Source organism: Mesorhizobium sp. RCC_202, assembly GCF_041355295.1.
Classification (GTDB): Bacteria; Pseudomonadota; Alphaproteobacteria; order Rhizobiales; family Rhizobiaceae; genus Mesorhizobium.
This window is the reverse complement of sequence record NZ_JBFUPO010000021.1, coordinates 19,323-35,000: the sequence shown is the minus strand read 5'-3', so window position 1 is coordinate 35,000 and position 15,678 is coordinate 19,323. Positions and strand designations below refer to the sequence as shown.

At 63.1% G+C, this 15,678-nt stretch carries 10 protein-coding genes; 2 read left to right on the top strand and 8 right to left on the bottom strand.

The annotated features are described in order from the left end of the window. Nucleotides 1-431 precede the first annotated feature (431 nt). Nucleotides 432-2,399 (top strand): M23 family metallopeptidase, encoded by a 1,968-nt coding sequence (locus AB6802_RS29625; RefSeq protein ID WP_371013769.1) that lies wholly within the window; start codon nucleotides 432-434, stop codon nucleotides 2,397-2,399. A gap of 159 nt (nucleotides 2,400-2,558) precedes the next feature. On the opposite strand, the gene AB6802_RS29620 is transcribed toward AB6802_RS29625, so the two are convergent. Beyond that, complete coding sequence (locus AB6802_RS29620) at nucleotides 2,559-4,112, bottom strand: MFS transporter (protein WP_371013768.1); 1,554 nt, start codon at nucleotides 4,110-4,112, stop codon at nucleotides 2,559-2,561. A gap of 168 nt (nucleotides 4,113-4,280) precedes the next feature. Between AB6802_RS29620 and AB6802_RS29615 the strand changes: the two genes are divergently transcribed. Next, on the top strand, nucleotides 4,281-4,913 hold the full coding sequence (locus AB6802_RS29615) for a TMEM175 family protein (RefSeq protein ID WP_371013767.1): 633 nt from the start codon (nucleotides 4,281-4,283) through the stop codon (nucleotides 4,911-4,913). Here AB6802_RS29615 and AB6802_RS29610 read toward each other — a convergent pair. The 7 genes from AB6802_RS29610 to ptsP all read right to left on the bottom strand — a co-directional run bounded on the left by AB6802_RS29610 (nucleotide 4,887) and on the right by ptsP (nucleotide 15,600). After that, nucleotides 4,887-6,401 carry a L,D-transpeptidase family protein gene (locus tag AB6802_RS29610; RefSeq protein WP_371013766.1) on the bottom strand — a complete coding sequence of 505 codons (1,515 nt, stop codon included), beginning with the start codon at nucleotides 6,399-6,401 and terminating at the stop codon, nucleotides 4,887-4,889. The genes AB6802_RS29615 and AB6802_RS29610 overlap by 27 nt on opposite strands. A gap of 195 nt (nucleotides 6,402-6,596) precedes the next feature. Further along, on the bottom strand, nucleotides 6,597-6,956 hold the full coding sequence (locus AB6802_RS29605; protein ID WP_371013765.1) for an MmcQ/YjbR family DNA-binding protein: 360 nt from the start codon (nucleotides 6,954-6,956) through the stop codon (nucleotides 6,597-6,599). Nucleotides 6,957-7,074: 118 nt separating this feature from the next. Next, entirely contained in the window at nucleotides 7,075-9,681 is a 2,607-nt protein-coding gene (clpB, locus tag AB6802_RS29600; protein ID WP_371013764.1) for an ATP-dependent chaperone ClpB, read from the bottom strand. Between the two features lie 222 nt (nucleotides 9,682-9,903). After that, a complete protein-coding gene (locus AB6802_RS29595; protein WP_371013763.1) occupies nucleotides 9,904-10,908 on the bottom strand; it encodes a DUF4167 domain-containing protein in 1,005 nt (334 codons plus the stop codon). A 332-nt stretch (nucleotides 10,909-11,240) separates the two neighbouring features. Then, a complete protein-coding gene (gene prmC / locus AB6802_RS29590) occupies nucleotides 11,241-12,119 on the bottom strand; it encodes a peptide chain release factor N(5)-glutamine methyltransferase (RefSeq protein ID WP_371013762.1) in 879 nt (292 codons plus the stop codon). Further along, nucleotides 12,112-13,191 carry a peptide chain release factor 1 gene (gene prfA, locus AB6802_RS29585; RefSeq protein WP_371013761.1) on the bottom strand — a complete coding sequence of 360 codons (1,080 nt, stop codon included), beginning with the start codon at nucleotides 13,189-13,191 and terminating at the stop codon, nucleotides 12,112-12,114. The genes prmC and prfA overlap by 8 nt, the downstream gene beginning before the upstream one ends. 138 nt (nucleotides 13,192-13,329) lie before the next feature. Beyond that, the gene (gene ptsP, locus AB6802_RS29580; RefSeq protein ID WP_371013760.1) at nucleotides 13,330-15,600 is read right to left on the bottom strand and encodes a phosphoenolpyruvate--protein phosphotransferase; all 2,271 of its coding nucleotides are present in this window, start codon (nucleotides 15,598-15,600) and stop codon (nucleotides 13,330-13,332) included. Nucleotides 15,601-15,678 lie beyond the last annotated feature (78 nt).

The window sequence follows — 15,678 nt, the reverse complement described above, 5'->3', positions numbered from 1 at the left end:
TCGCAGAGGGCTAACCTAGAAGCAAACTTCTTCGTCGCCAGCGGCGCGCCGCCCTCGTTGGTGAGGCGTATATAGTCGGAGGCCGCTCGACCCGTCAACACCGATTTCGAACTTTTTTGAATTTTTTGCGACGATTTTTTCGGCCGCGATTTTCGATAGCCGACTGCCCCGGCGGAAGCCCCTGGGTCATCCACAACGAGGCCCTATTGCCGCCGCATTGAGGTTCGAAACCGGCCCTTAATAAGGAAGGCGCGCGCGTACTTGTGAGGCGCCCGACAACGGGACGACAAAGCCCGCTTAACGCGGAACGCATGATCGGGACATCAGGCCCGGCCTGCCGCTTCGTTGACTTCAATCGCCGTGACAGGCAAATGTCATGGCCGCAACGAGAACGACAAGCCGTTCGCCTGGGGAAGAAGCAGCCTTTCTGGATGCCAGACTCGGAAGATGTCATAGCCGAACTCGGCAATGAGCCGCCGCTGATCGCGGACGGCCGCAGCGGTCCGCCCGACCGCCGCGAGGTTTCGGCGCGTTGGCTGTCGGGCACGTTTCTCACTGGTGTGACCTCGAGCGTTTTGATGGGCGTGGCCCTGTTTGCCGCCCTTGACGGACGCCAGCAGTTGGCGACGCCGCCCGAAATCGCCGAGCTGATCAGCCTAGCCGGGGGCGGCGATGATTCCGGCGAGCAGGCCAAGACCACCAGGCTGGTTGCGCCGCGCCAGATCGCCCGGGCGAAAGACCGCCGTCGCATGGAAGTGTCGATGGTCACCAAGGTCGGCGACCGTGACGTTATCCACACCATGCCGTTCGTGCAGATCAAGATGGCGCTTGCCGCCGGCCACACCACCAGCCGCCCCTACCCGCCCTTCGACCCGATGCAGGTCTTCGGTGACGACAGCGACGACAAAGCCCAGCCGGCCGCAGCCACCGCGGTTGCCGGCCAGATCTACGGCGCCAAGGTCGAGAGCGAGATGAGCCTGAAGACCGTCGATTTCCCGATCGAGACGGCGGCCTTCGACGAGAAGAGCGATCTTTCCGCCGCCGAGGTGGAGAAGGTGGTGCGCGACGCCGGCACAGGCTTGATCGACGGCGCGATCCAGGTAGCGGCGTTGCATTATCTCGATCCGCAGCGTTTCGGCGATGCTTTCGCCGAATCGATGGCCGGCTCCTATGACGTGAAGATCACTCAGGAGAACGTCTCTGTGGCGCCGCGCGCCGCGCTGGATGATCAGACGCCGGCCTTCGCCGAGGAAATCATCCCCTTCACCAAGGACACCGACATCGCCGAGGCCTATGCCGATTCGGGCTATACCGGCGATGACGCCACCGGCATGGCCGAGGCGATCGGCAAGCTCTTGAACGCCCCGGCGCTGAAGGCTGGAACCGTGCTGCGCGTCGGCCTCGAAGTGCGCGGCGACGTCGCCAAGGTCGTGCGCACCAGCGTCTACGACAAGACCACCCATATCGTGACCATCGCGCTCGACGACCGCGGCCAGTATGTGCCGGCGCAGGAGCCGGACCCCAATCCCGAATTGCTGACGGCCTTCGATGATTCGCAGCCTGTCGTGGTGCGCGGCAATCTGCCCAACGTCTATGACGGCATCTATCGCGCCGCCTATTCCTACGGCATGTCGAAGGAGATGACGCAGAAGCTGATCAAGCTGCTCGCGTCCGACGTCGACTACCAGTCGCGGATTTCACCGTCCGACCGCCTCGAAGTGCTGTTCTCGCAGCCCGACGGCGACGACCAGACTTCCGACAATTCCGAGCTCCTCTATGTCTCGGCGACCTTCGGCGGCCAGACGCGCAACTTCTACCGCTTCCAGATGCAGGACGGCGGCACCGACTATTTTGATGAGGACGGTTCGAGCGCCAAGCAATTCCTGCTGCGCAATCCACTGCCCGCCGGCAAATTCCGCTCCGGCTTCGGCGCCCGCCGGCATCCGATTCTGGGCTATGTACGCATGCATACCGGCGTCGACTGGGCAGCCCCGATCGGCACGCCGATCATCGCCGCCGGCAACGGCATCATCGAGAAAGTCGGCTGGGCCGGCGGCTACGGCAAGCAGATCATCATCCGCCACGCCAATGGCTACGAGACGTCGTACAATCACCAGAGCGCTTTCGCCAAGGGCATCGAGCCCGGCATGCGCGTGCGGCAAGGCCAGACGATCGGCTATCTCGGCCAGACCGGCCTCGCCACCGGGCCGCATCTTCACTACGAGCTGATCGTCAACGGCACCAAGGTCGACCCGATGCGCGTGCGCCTGCCGGTCGGCAAGGTGCTGAAGGGCGATGATCTCGTCGCCTTCAAGCGTGAACGCGAGCGCATCGACGATCTCTTAAAGCAGGAAGACGGCAACTCGCTGAAGGTTGCCAGCGCCAAGATCGAAGGCTGACCGAAGCAATTCCGGGAAAAGTGCTAGAGCAATTCCAGGAAAAGTGTGAGCGGTTTTCCGTCCGGAATTGCCTAAACAAAGAGTTAGAGCGGTTCGCCGTTTCCGTGAAACGGTCTAAGCGGTTTTCGTTCGAAATTGCGCAAAAAGGCGATTTTCGAATCACTCGCGCGAATTGTCTGACGGCGCCGGCCAGGGCGATGCCTGTCCGGGAACCGTGAACCATGCCGTTATCGACGACAGCAGGCAAAGCACAGTGGTGATCATCGCGACCGCGGCGAAGGCCGAATCGCTTGCCGCGACCCTGACGGCGTCGACATTGGCGGCAAGACTGGACGCCGGTGGCTCGCCGAAGCCGGGAACGCCGGCAGCACCGTTCGTCATCCGCGCATAGACGATTGCCGCCAGCGATCCCATTGCCGCTACCGCGATCAGGCCGCCGATGCGCGAGACGGCATTGTTGATACCCGAGGCAGCACCTGTGTCCTTATCCTCGACGGATGTCATGATCGCGGTCGACAGCGGCGACACGACCAGCGCCATGCCCAGCCCCATGATCGCCATCAGCGGAAACGCCCCGGTCCAGAAATTGTGGATACCGGCGTGGGTAAGAAACGCCAGGCCGGCAAAGGCGATGGCGACAACCAGGCTGCCGCTGGCGATAGGAAAACGCGGACCGATCCGGTCGGACCACTGGCCGATCGGGCCGGACAGAAGCGCGATCGACGCCGAGAGCGGCAGGAAGATGAAACCGACCTCGGCCTCGCTCAGTCCCCAGCCGGCGATCATCAACATCGGCAGGTAGAACAGATTGGCCGACAGCGCAAAATAGAGGAAGAAGGTCGCCAGATTGGCGCCTGCAAAGGCGCGGATGCGAAACAGGCTGAGATCGATCATCGGCTCGCTGCGCCGGCGCTCATAAAGGATGAAGACCACGAGCAGGACCGCGCCAATAAGAATAGCCGGGCCAGCCATTCCGCCCCCGCCTTCGGCATTCATCGCAGTGAGGCCATAAGCCAGCGATCCGAAGGCAAGCGTTGCCAGGCCCGCGCCGCCGAGATCGAGGCTGCGCTTTTCGGTTGGCCGGTCGGCCGGGATCTTGGCCAAGAGCAGATAGATCGAGATCAGCCCGAGCGGCAGGTTGATGGCAAAGATGGCGCGCCAGATGCCGTTGCCGAAGGTGGTAAGGAAAAAGCCGCCAAGCACCGGGCCGAGCGCCGTCGTCAGCGCCGAAGCGGCCGCCCAGATGCCGATCGCCCGGCCGCGTTCCTTTTTCGGATAGGCTTTGGCGATGATGGCGAGGCTGCCCGGCACCATGATGGCGGCGCCAATGCCCTGGATTGCGCGGAAGGCGATCAGCATCGCCGGATTGGGCGCGACCGCGCAGGCCAGAGAAGCGACGATGAACAGCGCGATGCCGGCCACGAAGGCGCGCCGCAGACCGAAGCGGTCGCCGGCGGCACCCCCGGCCAGAATCAAAGCCGAGAGCGTCAGCGCATAGGCGTTGGAAATCCACTGTGCCTCGGCAAGGCTGGCGCCGAGATTGACGCGCAGCGCCGGCATGGCGATCGCCAGGATCGATCCGTCGATGAAACCCAGCGCTGAAGCAAGAATCGCGGCGACCAGCACGAATTTGCGCTGCGTCTGTGGGCAGAACGTGCCGTTCGCATGCTCGAGCGAATGCGAATCGGCAATGGTTTCATGCGTGGATGCCATAAACCCTGCTTAGCCCTCCAACAGGTGCACAACAACAGCCACAGGATCGCTCTTCTGGAAACCACGGGACACTGGCCGCATGGCGAGGTGGCGCCAATCCCGATGCAAATCGTGATTGGCGTGCTAGGATTTGACCAGAGCTTTGCCTGTATGCGCTAGGGGGGAACCATGAAGCGGCCGCTGGAACCGTCGGCGGAAGGACGCGGACGCATCGTCGGGATAACCGATGGCGTCTTCGCCATCGCGCTCACCTTGATCGTGTTGGAGATCAGAGTGCCCTTGCATGAGGCGGTGCATTCGGAGAGCGAGCTGCTCGCGGCGATCCTGGCGCTGGCGCCGCGTTTCCTGACCTATGCGCTGAGCTTCCTGACGCTGACCATCTTCTGGTTCGGCCAGCAGGCACAACACGGGCTGATCGCGAAGTCGGACCGGCGCCTCGCCACGCTCAACCTATGTTTTCTCGCCTTCATCGCGCTGTTGCCGTTCTCCACCGACCTTCTTGCCGATTTTCTCGAGTTCAGGGTCGCGGTGCTGGTCTACTGGCTGAACCTTTTGATGCTGGGCGCCTCGCTTTTCGCCAGTTGGTGGTATGCCGACAGGAATGGCATGATCGCCGAGGAGGTCGATGCGCAAACGCGGCACACCGTCTATCAACGTATTATCAGGGCGCAGATCTTGTGGGCAATCGGCGCGGCCCTTTGCCTGGTCGCGCCCTTGCTCAGCATCGGCTTCATCCTGGTGGCGCAGCTCATCTATGCCGCCGCGCCGCGCAGCTCACTGCTGCGCAACATCATCGGCTGAAGGCCCGCCGACAAACTCCACGGTAACGCCCGGCGACACCAGCTTGGCGAGCTCGCGCGCGTCCCAGTTGGTCAGGCGCACGCAGCCGTGGCTTTCGGTCTTGCCGATCTTGGACGGTTCGGGCGTGCCGTGTATGCCATAGGTCGGCTTGTCGAGCGCGATCCAGACCGAGCCGACCGGTCCGTTCGGGCCCGGCGGAACGGTGAGGATCTTGTCGTTCTCACCCTGCTTGAAGTTGATGTTCGGGTTGTAGGTGTAGTTCGGGTCGAGCGCGATGCGCGACACGGCGTGGATGCCGGTCGGCGACGGCGTATCCGCCGAGCCGATCGTGGCGGGATAGGCCGCGACCAGCTTGCCGCCGGCATCATAGGCATAGACTTCCTTCTTGGTCTTGTCGGCGACGATGCGCGCGACCGGTGTCGACACCAGTCTGCCGAAATTGGCGACCTTGATGATCGTGCCGGGGCGATTGAAATCGACGCCCTTGTTGGTCGCCTTCAGATAGTTCTCGTCCATGTGGAAGCGCTCGCCGAGCGCTTCGGTGACGGAGGTGTAGCACATGCAGTTGAGCTTGGCCTTCTGACTATAGTCCTCCGGGATCGAGGCGACGTAAGGGCCAGCCACGTCCTCGGACGTGATCGTGTAATTGGCAAAGGCATCGCCGCCGGATTGGGCGAGAGCCGCCTGGATGCCGACCGCGTCGGTCGATTTCAGGCTGGCGCCGTTGATCTGGTTGTAGGCGGCCAGAGCCTTGTCGACATTCGAGCCGAAGCGCCCGTCGATGACGCCTGGCGAAGCGCCACCGCGATCGAGCAGCACCTGCAGCGCCGCCACATCCTGGCGCGCGCCGAGCGACAGCGACGGATCGACGGTGGCCTTGCCGCCGGTGTCTGGAGGCGGCGAAGCCTGACTTTCAGGATCGGTCTGAAGTACCTCGCCCTGACCCGGCTGCGCCGGATCGATCGACGCCTCGTTCAGCGGCTGGCGCTTGATGGTGTTCGACCTCGGTGCCTCGGGATAAGTGGTGGCAGAGCCGTCATCATTATTGGGCGCCGGCGGATAGGCATCGACCGAGTTGTCGCCGTTGGGATCATATTCATCGGCGGGCGGAGGAATGACCCGGCCATTCTCTTCCAACTGACGGCGGCGGAAGCGGGCCATATCCTCCGGATTGTCGAGATAATAGCGGTCATCGTCTTCGGCCGGCACGCGGTCGAATTCCTGCTGGCGCTGGCGGCGCAGCGCCCGACGGTCGAATCGGCTGCCCGGCGGCTGGATAGCGATCACTTTGCCGGTGTCGGCATCGACAAGCACCCGGTTGCCCCTGGCGTCGTGATAAATGTCGATATTGCCGTCCTGCGCGAGCATCAGCGCGCTGTGCCGTGCGGGTCGGGCGCCTTGCGCGCCGTCCACGCTAAGCGCGGCGAACGCGCTGGAAGACACCAGCCCAGCGGCTAAAGCCGAAAGGGAAAAGATGGTGCGCAGCATGAAGATCAGGCTCTCCGGTCGACAGGGCTCCTGGTGGGCGAACCCTTCGCCAGCAAACCAGTTACCGAGACTAAGGTTCCAATATGAACCGGGCATGAAGATGGCGGCTTTCCGGCGCCTGAAGGAATATTAGCGAGAGCATGATCCCGAAAAGTGGGAACCGGTTTTCGGAAACGATCATGCTCCAGCAGAGAATTAGACAAGCCCCAGTTCCTTGCGTGCTTGCTTCGTCAGCTTGAGGACGACCAGGCGATGGCTTTCGCGCAGATAGTCCTTCAGCGCCGCATCATCCATGCTTTGGCTTGTCTGACGCTGGATCCATTTCATGCCGCGCGAAGCGAGATAAGGCGCCGGCCGGCAACCCGGCTGCTCCTTCAGCACGTCGAAGGCCATGTCGGAGCATTTGAAGGTGACGAACAGCTGCCCACCGGCGTTCCAGCCGCCTATGGCAAACACCTTGCCGCCGACCTTCCAGACATGAGCGCCACCCCACTGCACGACATAAGTCGTCTTGGGCAACGAGCCGCAGAAGTCGTTATAGTCGTCGAGTTGCATTCAATCCCCCTTTTCATCGGTCGGCAGTTTCAGCCGAGCTGCAACGTCCCTGCAAAAAGCAAAGCGCGCCGCATCAGTGTGATGCGACGCGCTTTCTCTCATTTCAATCGCCCCAAGATCAGGCGGCGGCTTCCGTCGCCACCACGCTTGGCTTCGAGCGGAAGTTCAGACGATCCGAGCCAGCGGTCACCTTGACAGACGAGCCGTCGAGGATTTCGCCAAGCAGGATCTTCTCCGCCAGCGGGTCTTGCAGTTCTTTCTGCATCACCCGCTTCAGCGGCCTTGCGCCATAGGCCGGATCGTAACCCTTGGAGGCTAGCCACTCGATCGCGTCATGATCGAGCGACAGCGTGATCTTGCGGTCGACAAGCAGGTTCTCCAGCCGCTTGAGCTGGATCTCGACGATGCGGTCCATATCTTGCCGGCGCAGCCGGTGGAACAGGATCACTTCGTCGACGCGGTTCAGGAACTCCGGCCGGAACGAGGCTTTCACCACGCCCATCACCTCGTCGCGCACGGCATCGACATCCTGGTCGTCGCCGAGATTGACCAGATATTCGGCGCCGAGGTTCGACGTCATGATGATCAGCGTGTTGCGGAAGTCGACCGTGCGGCCCTGGCCATCTGTCAGCCGGCCGTCGTCGAGCACCTGCAAAAGCACGTTGAACACATCGGGATGCGCCTTCTCGATCTCGTCGAACAGCACGACCTGATAGGGCCGGCGCCGCACCGCTTCGGTCAGCGCGCCACCTTCCTCATAGCCGACATAACCGGGAGGCGCGCCGATCAGCCGGGCGACCGAATGCTTCTCCATGAACTCCGACATGTCGATGCGCACCATGGCGCTGTCGTCATCGAACAGGAAGCTTGCCAGCGCTTTGGTCAGTTCGGTCTTGCCGACACCCGTCGGTCCGAGGAAGATAAACGAGCCGATCGGCCGGTTCGGATCCTGCAGTCCGGCGCGGGCACGCCGCACCGCCTTGGAAACGGCCTGCACCGCCTCGCCCTGGCCGACGACCCGCTTGCCGATCTCGTCTTCCATGCGCAACAGCTTGTCGCGCTCGCCCTGCAGCATCTTGTCGACCGGAATGCCGGTCCAGCGCGAGACGATATGGGCGACGTGGTCTGGCGTGACCACTTCCTCGACCATGCCGGCCTTGCCGTCCTGGGCCTCGGCTTCCTTGAGCTTCTTTTCCAGCTCCGGGATCTTGCCATAGGCAAGCTCGCCGGCGCGCTGGAATTCACCCTTGCGCTGGGCAATGGCAAGATCGTTGCGCGCCTCGTCGAGCTGCTTCTTCAAATCGGCGGCGAGCCCGAGCTTCTGCTTCTCGGCCTGCCACTTGGCGGTGATCTCAGTCGATTCCTCCTCGAGGCCGACGAGTTCCTTCTCCAGGCGGACAAGCCGGTCCTTCGAGGCATCATCCGTCTCGACCTTCAGCGCTTCGCGCTCGATCTTGAGTTGCATGATGCGGCGGTCGATCTCGTCCAGCGCCTCGGGCTTGGAATCGACCTGCATCCGCAGCCGAGACGCGGCTTCGTCGACCAGGTCGATCGCCTTGTCCGGCAGGAAGCGGTCGGCAATATAGCGGTTGGACAGCGTCGCCGCCGCAACAAGCGCCGAATCGGAGATGCGCACCTTGTGGTGCTGCTCGTACTTCTCCTTCAGGCCGCGCAGAATCGAGACGGTGTCCTCCACCGTCGGCTCGTCGACAAAGACGGGCTGGAAACGGCGGGCAAGGGCCGGATCCTTCTCGACGTGTTTTCTGTACTCATCGAGCGTGGTCGCGCCGACACAGTGCAGTTCGCCGCGCGCCAGCGCCGGCTTCAACAGGTTCGACGCATCCATGGCGCCGTCCGCCTTGCCGGCGCCGACCAGCGTGTGCATCTCGTCGATGAACAGGATGATGTTGCCGCTGGCCGACGTGACTTCGTTGAGCACGGCCTTCAGCCGCTCCTCGAACTCGCCGCGATATTTGGCGCCGGCAATCAGCGCGCCCATGTCGAGCGCCATCAGTTGCTTGTCCTTCAGCGATTCCGGCACGTCGCCATTGACGATGCGCAGCGCCAGGCCCTCGGCGATCGCCGTCTTGCCGACGCCCGGCTCGCCGATCAGCACCGGATTGTTCTTGGTCCGCCGCGACAGCACCTGGATGGTGCGGCGGATCTCGTCGTCGCGGCCAATCACGGGGTCGAGCTTGCCGGCACGCGCGTCGGCAGTGAGGTCGCGTGCGTATTTCTTCAACGCGTCATAGCCCTGCTCGGCATTGGCCGAATCGGCGGTGCGGCCCTTGCGGACATCGTTGATGACCTGGTTGAGCGCCTGCGCGGTGACACCGGCCTTGGTCAGGATGTCGGCGGTCTTGGCCGACTTCTCCATGGCCAAAGCCTGCAGCAGCCGCTCGACGGTGACGAAACTGTCGCCGGCTTTCTTGGCCAGATCCTCGGCGGTCGAGAACACTTTCGCCAGCGGCTGGGCGAGATAAAGCTGGCCGTTGCCGCCTTCGACCTTGGGCATGGCCTCGAGCGCTGTCTCGACACCGAGCTTGACGTCGCGGGCGCGCCCGCCGGCCCGCTCGATCAGCGATGCGGCGAGGCCCTCGTCGTCATCGACAAGCACCTTCAGCATATGCTCAGGCGTGAATTGCTGGTGGTTGCGCGAGAGCGCCATGGTCTGCGCGGACTGGATGAAGCCGCGCACGCGCTCCGAGTATTTTTCAAGATTCATTCTTTGTCTCCTTCCATCACCGGCCCGCTTTGCGGCACCGGATCAGATTGCGGTGACGGACCCGCTCTATCGAGCCGGGCCCCGTTCAGCGCAAATATGGTGCGGAGGCGGCAGGCTCTCAAGATATCCGGGCATCAGCGTCGCCATATTATTCCAACGGCGCACAAACAAAAACGGCGGAGAAATTTCTCCGCCGTTTGCAATGTCTGAAAGACGTCTGGATCAGTTGTTTGCGTCGACGATCACCGGTTCGTTCGGAGCCACCGGCTCGCTGGCGACCGGCGTCGGCGCGCTGGCGAGGGTCTCGCTCGCCCGCACCGGCTCTTCAGCGGGCTTTGATTCAACAGGCTTGGCGCCGCCGTCATCGCCATTGCCGCCTTCGGCCAGATTGTCCGGCGCCGAATTCTCCGACTGTTCGCCAGTGCTGGCCTGATCGGCATAGCCGCGCGGACGCCGAGGGCGCCGCGGGCGGCGGGCGCCATTGTCCATGGCTGCGGCTTCATTGAGCTCGGCCTGGGCGGCCAAAGCGGCCGGCGAGAAGCTGTCGAACTGCGGCGCCTGCTCCGGCACGGAACCGGCCTCGGTGGAACCCTCAGGCTGCGCCGGCGCTTCGTTATTGCGATTCTGGTCGAACTGCTGGCCGCTATTTTCGCCGCGCTGACCTTCGCCACGCTGGCCATTGTCGCCGCGTGGGCCATTCTGGCCATAACCACCGTTGCGGCGGTCACGATGCCGGTCGCGGCCATTGTTGTCGCGCTGGTTGTTGTCGCGCCGGTTGTTGTCGCGGCCATTTTCCTGGTTGTAGGCGAGTTCGGCCGGTGTGCCTTCGATCACGGGCTGCGGCCCGGAGCCGTTTGCCGCGGCCGGAGCCTCGCCACCGTTGTTGTTGCCGGCATTGTCGAACTCGTCGCGATCCTCATCAAGATCGTCATCGAAATCGTCACGGTTCTGTTGGGCGTTCTGGATCGGCATCTGCGCCTGCGCGGCGGCAATGATGCGATTGTAGTGTTCAGCGTGCTGGAGATAGTTCTCCGCCATGACCCGGTCGCCGGAGCTTTGCGCATCGCGGGCCAGAGTGGCGTATTTTTCGGCGATCTGCTGAGCTGACCCCCGGATCTTCACATCCGGGCCGTTGCTCTCGTAGCTGCGCGTCAGGGGATTTGGTCCCTTGCGGTTGTTGTTATTGTTGTTGCCACCGCCGCCGCCATTGTTGTTACGACCGCGCATGCGCCTATTCTGCTGTTGTGGCCTCATTCGACTCTCTTCAATGTGAAATTTTCAAAAAACTGTTCGCGAACGGTGGCGCTCATCCGGCCAGCCGCTTCGTCTTCTCACCGGCGTTCGCCCGCATCGATTGCGTTGGCGCCACGTGCCATCCTGTTCCGGTTACATCACTTGCCGGACGATTCCCGCACGAAGCTTGGGCGTCGTTGGCGCAAGGAGGCAGCTATTTCCAAGGAAAACCGAATCGCTGGGAGCACTGCCTGCTTCGTCTCATCCGGTTGAGCGGGACCCTAACTGCATTCATTAGCATTGCCAAGCTGTTTTTTCGCACTGCATCAGGGCTTTCCACGCTCAAACACCAGAACCCTGTCGTTATCGCCGAGGTCGCGATGCGCCCCGGCTAAGCTATAGCCGGCTGCCGTGAACAACCCGGTTACTTCGTTTTTCTGTGTGTGGCCGATCTCGACCGCTACCTTGCCTTGTATTTCCAGGAATCTTTCCGCTTCTGCGGCAATGACCCTGTAGGGGTCCAAACCATCCACACCGCCATTCAAGGCCCGGTGCGGGTCGAAATCGCGGACCTCGTCCTGCAGATTTCCAATGTCTCGACCACGTATATAGGGAGGGTTCGAGGCAATTACATGGTATCGACCCGAAACTTTGTCGAACCAGTTGGAATTCAAGGCTTTGAAGCGCCCGCCGAGCCCCAATTCCGCGGCGTTGCGGGCGGCAGTCGCCAGCGCATCGAGCGAAATGTCGACGCCTGTCGCGGTCGCCGCCGGAACGGCGTTGAGCAGCGCCAGTGCTATGGCGCCGGTGCCTGTTCCGAGATCGAGAATGCGGCATTCGCCCAACCGACCGGCTGTCGCCTTGGCGAAAGGCAGGATTGCGTCGACCAGCGTCTCGGTGTCGGGTCGCGGCTCCAGCGTCTCCGGCGACAGCGACAGGCGCAAGCCGTAAAACTCCCGGTAGCCGAGGATGCGGTGGACCGGCTCGCCCGCGACGCGACGTCTCAGGGCCGATTCGATTGCCGCAAGCGCGAAGGAATCGACTGTTTGGCCGGGTTCGGCGATCGCCTCGGTGCGGGTTGTGCCGGAGAAATGTTCGACGATCAGCCGGGAATCGAGCGCGGGATCGGCGATACCGCGAGCGGCCAGGCGCTCCCTTGCCGCCCTCAGCAGCGACCCGAGCGCGGCGGGCAGTTGATCAGCCATCGACGCCCATGTCGGCGAGCAGCTTCGACTGATGGTCGGCAATCAGCGCGTCGATCACCTCGTCGAGCTCGCCCATCATCACCCGGTCGAGCTTGTAGAGGGTGAGGTTGATGCGGTGGTCGGTAACGCGTCCCTGCGGGAAGTTGTAGGTGCGGATGCGCTCCGAGCGGTCGCCCGAGCCGACCTGCGATTTGCGCGATTCCGAACGCTCCTCATCCGCCCGGCTGCGCTCCATGTCATAAAGCCTGGCGCGCAGGATCTGCATGGCCTTTGCCCGGTTCTGATGCTGCGACTTCTCCGCCTGAACCACCATGATACCGGTCGGCAAATGGGTGATGCGCACCGCCGAATCGGTGGTGTTGACGTGCTGGCCGCCGGAACCCGAAGCGCGCATCGTGTCGATGCGGATATCCTCCGCCCGGATCTCGATGTCGACCTCTTCGGCCTCCGGCAACACGGCAACCGTGGCGGCTGACGTGTGGATGCGTCCGCTGGCTTCGGTCGCCGGGACGCGCTGCACACGATGCACGCCGGACTCGAATTTCAAATGGGCAAAGACGCCTTTGCCCGAAATGGTCGCGATGATTTCCTTGAAGCCGCCGGCATCGCCGTCGCTGGCCGATACAGTTTCGAACCGCCAGCCGCGTTCGGCGGCGTAGCGCTCATACATGCGAAACAGGTCGCCGGCGAAAAGCGCTGCCTCGTCACCGCCGGTGCCGGCGCGGATTTCCAGGATGGCGTTCTTGTCGTCGGCGGCATCCCTTGGGAGCAGCAGAATCTGGATGTCCTTCTGCAGGGCATCGATGCGGTCTTCCACGCCTGGCAAGTCGGCCTCGGCCAGCGCTCGCATCTCGGCGTCGGTGCCCTTGTCGGCAAGCATCGCTTCGAGATCGGCCTGCTCATGTTCTGCCGAACGCAATTCCCGGACTTTGGCCACCATGTCCTGCAGTTCGGCATATTCCGACGCCATCTTGACATAGGCATCGGCCGCCGGCCCGGCCGACATCTGCGCTTCGAGCATCTCGAAACGCTTGACGACTTGATCCATACGTTCGCGGGGAAGGTTGATCATGGCCTTGGAACTTTGATGCAATTCACGTCAGGGCGAGTCGAAAATGGCGAGTTTCGAGAACGGAGCGGAATGTACATTTAGGCATATGAGCACCGGAAGCGCAGAAAATCGCCATTTGCAGACCGCCCTCACGTGAATCTAGAGCGGAATGGAACGATCGTCGGCAAAGGCCTGCAGCAGCGCGCGCATCGGCAGCCTTTGGCTCGGCGCCATCAAATTGTCGTCGAAGAAGCTCTGCAGCTCCTGCAGCGGAAGTTCCGTCAACATGGCCTTGACCGGGCCGATGGAGGCGGGCGACATCGAGATCGAGCGGAAACCGAGGCCGATCAGCGCCATCGCGGATATGGGTTTTCCGGCGAGCTCGCCGCAAAGCGTCACGGGCGTGTGGTTGCGGTCGCCGGCATCGGCGATCATTTTCAGCACGCGCAGGAACGGTGTCGACAGATTGTCGAAACGGTCGGCAAGCTGCGTGTTGCCGCGGTCGACCGCCATGACGAATTGGAACAGGTCGTTGGAACCGACCGAAACGAAATCCACCGCTTTCATCAGCTCGTCGAGCTGGAACAAGAGCGACGGCACTTCCAGCATCGCTCCGAGCTTGAGGCTGGTCGGCAGGTGATGGGCAAAGCGTGACAGATGCCGGACCTCGCGATCGATGATCTCGCGCGCCTGCGCGATCTCGCCGAGCTCCGTCACCATCGGCAGCATCAGCTTCAGCTCGCGGCCGCCGCAAGCTTTGAGCAGCGCCCGGATCTGCGTTCTGAGCAGGCCAGGACGGTCAAGCGTCAGCCGGATTGCCCGCCAGCCGAGCGCCGGGTTCTCTTCCTGGATCGCGCCTTTGAAATAGGGCAGCACCTTGTCGCCGCCGATATCGATGGTGCGGAAGGTGACGGGCTTGTCACGCGCCGCGTCGAGCACGTCACGGTAGAGCCGCTCCTGCGCCTCGGCGCGAGGAAAGGTCGAGGCGACCATGAACTGCAATTCGGTGCGGAAGAGCCCGATGCCCGCCGCGCCCGACTCCGCAAGCTGCGGCAAGTCGACCGCGAGGCCGGCGTTCATCAGGAGATCGACGGCAATGCCATCCTTGGTCAGCGACGGCTTCTTGCGCAGCTCGCGATAGGTTTCCTGCCGCCGCGCCCTGAAGCGGACCTTTTCGGCATAGGCGGCCTCAAGGTCGGACTGCGGCCGCAGGTGGATCGTGCCTTCCTCGCCATCGACGATGATGGCATCGCCGTTTTCCGCCATCGAAACGGCGCCCTTCATCTGGCCGGCGACGGGGATGCCCATGGCGCGCGCGACGATGACGACATGGCTGGTGGCGGCGCCATCCTCCAGCACCAGGCCGCGCAACTTGTCGCGCGGATAGTCGAGCAGTTCGGCCGCGCCCATCGAGCGGGCGACGATGATGGCATCCTTGGGCAACGAGGCCGCGACATCCTCCGGCCCACGCCCCATCAGCTGCCGCAGCAGCCGGTTGGCGAGGTCGTCGAAATCGCTCATCCGCTCGCGCAAATAAGGGTCCGTCATGTGCAGCATGCGGGCGCGCATGTCGCTCTGGACTTTTTCGACCGCCGCTTCCGCCGTCAGGCCGTTACGGATTGCCTCTTCCAGGCGCCGCACCCAGCCGCGATCGTTGGCGAACATGCGATAGGCTTCGAGCACCTCGCGATGCTCGCCCTCGAAGGCGACGTCACGGCGCTCCAGCATGTCGTCGATCGAGAGCCTGAGCGAGCCGAGCGAGTGGTCGAGTCGGCGCACCTCCTCCTCGCTGTCCTCGTTGAACAGATTGGTGACGACGATGCGCGGCTCGTGCAGCACGACATGGCCAAGACCGACGCCATCGTTGAAGGAAAGACCGGTGAAGCTCACCGGGCGGCGCAGGTCGAGCTCCAGCCCCGGCCGGGTCAGCCGCGCCAGATCGCCGGTGGCGATCATCTCGGCGATGACCATCGCCGTGGTTTCCAGCGCCTCGACCTCGTCGTCGCGATAATGACGCTTGGTCTTGTTCTGGACGACCAGGACGCCAAGCGTGCGGCCTGCCCTGAGCACCGGCACGCCGAGGAAGGAGCTGTAGATCTCCTCGCCTGTTTCAGGCAGGTAGGCGAAGGCCGGGTGTTCCTGCGCGTTGGAGAGGTTGAGCGGCCGCGCGCTGGCCGCGATGGTGCCGACCAGACCTTGCCCGAGCCGCAACTGCGACAAATGGACAGCGTTCGGGTTCAGACCCTCGGTGGCGTAGAGCTCGAGCACCGAATCGGCGCGCAGCACATAGAGCGAGCAGACTTCGGCGACCATGTTGGAGGCGATGTCGCGCACGATCCGGTCAAGCCGCTCCTGCGGCTCCAGCGGCTCCTGCATGAGCTCGCGGAGCCGTTTCAGCAGAACGCGCGGGCCACTGGCCGTATCACGCATCGCGGCTTCTTCTCCAATGGGTACCGAGCCCGCCGCAGTTTCTCCTGCGGCCGGCGCTCACGCAACAACGAACTCTTT

What these genes read in the sequence shown, in the direction of transcription:
- clpB (WP_371013764.1), bottom strand. Translation starts at nt 9,681, where the DNA reads ATGAATCTTGAAAAATACTCGGAGCGCGTGCGCGGCTTCATCCAGTCC.
- AB6802_RS29610 (WP_371013766.1), bottom strand. Translation starts at nt 6,401, where the DNA reads ATGCTGCGCACCATCTTTTCCCTTTCGGCTTTAGCCGCTGGGCTGGTG.
- prmC (WP_371013762.1), bottom strand. Translation starts at nt 12,119, where the DNA reads ATGGCTGATCAACTGCCCGCCGCGCTCGGGTCGCTGCTGAGGGCGGCA.
- AB6802_RS29625 (WP_371013769.1), top strand. Translation starts at nt 432, where the DNA reads ATGCCAGACTCGGAAGATGTCATAGCCGAACTCGGCAATGAGCCGCCG.
- AB6802_RS29595 (WP_371013763.1), bottom strand. Translation starts at nt 10,908, where the DNA reads ATGCGCGGTCGTAACAACAATGGCGGCGGCGGTGGCAACAACAATAAC.
- AB6802_RS29620 (WP_371013768.1), bottom strand. Translation starts at nt 4,112, where the DNA reads ATGGCATCCACGCATGAAACCATTGCCGATTCGCATTCGCTCGAGCAT.
- AB6802_RS29605 (WP_371013765.1), bottom strand. Translation starts at nt 6,956, where the DNA reads ATGCAACTCGACGACTATAACGACTTCTGCGGCTCGTTGCCCAAGACG.
- prfA (WP_371013761.1), bottom strand. Translation starts at nt 13,191, where the DNA reads ATGATCAACCTTCCCCGCGAACGTATGGATCAAGTCGTCAAGCGTTTC.
- AB6802_RS29615 (WP_371013767.1), top strand. Translation starts at nt 4,281, where the DNA reads ATGAAGCGGCCGCTGGAACCGTCGGCGGAAGGACGCGGACGCATCGTC.
- ptsP (WP_371013760.1), bottom strand. Translation starts at nt 15,600, where the DNA reads ATGCGTGATACGGCCAGTGGCCCGCGCGTTCTGCTGAAACGGCTCCGC.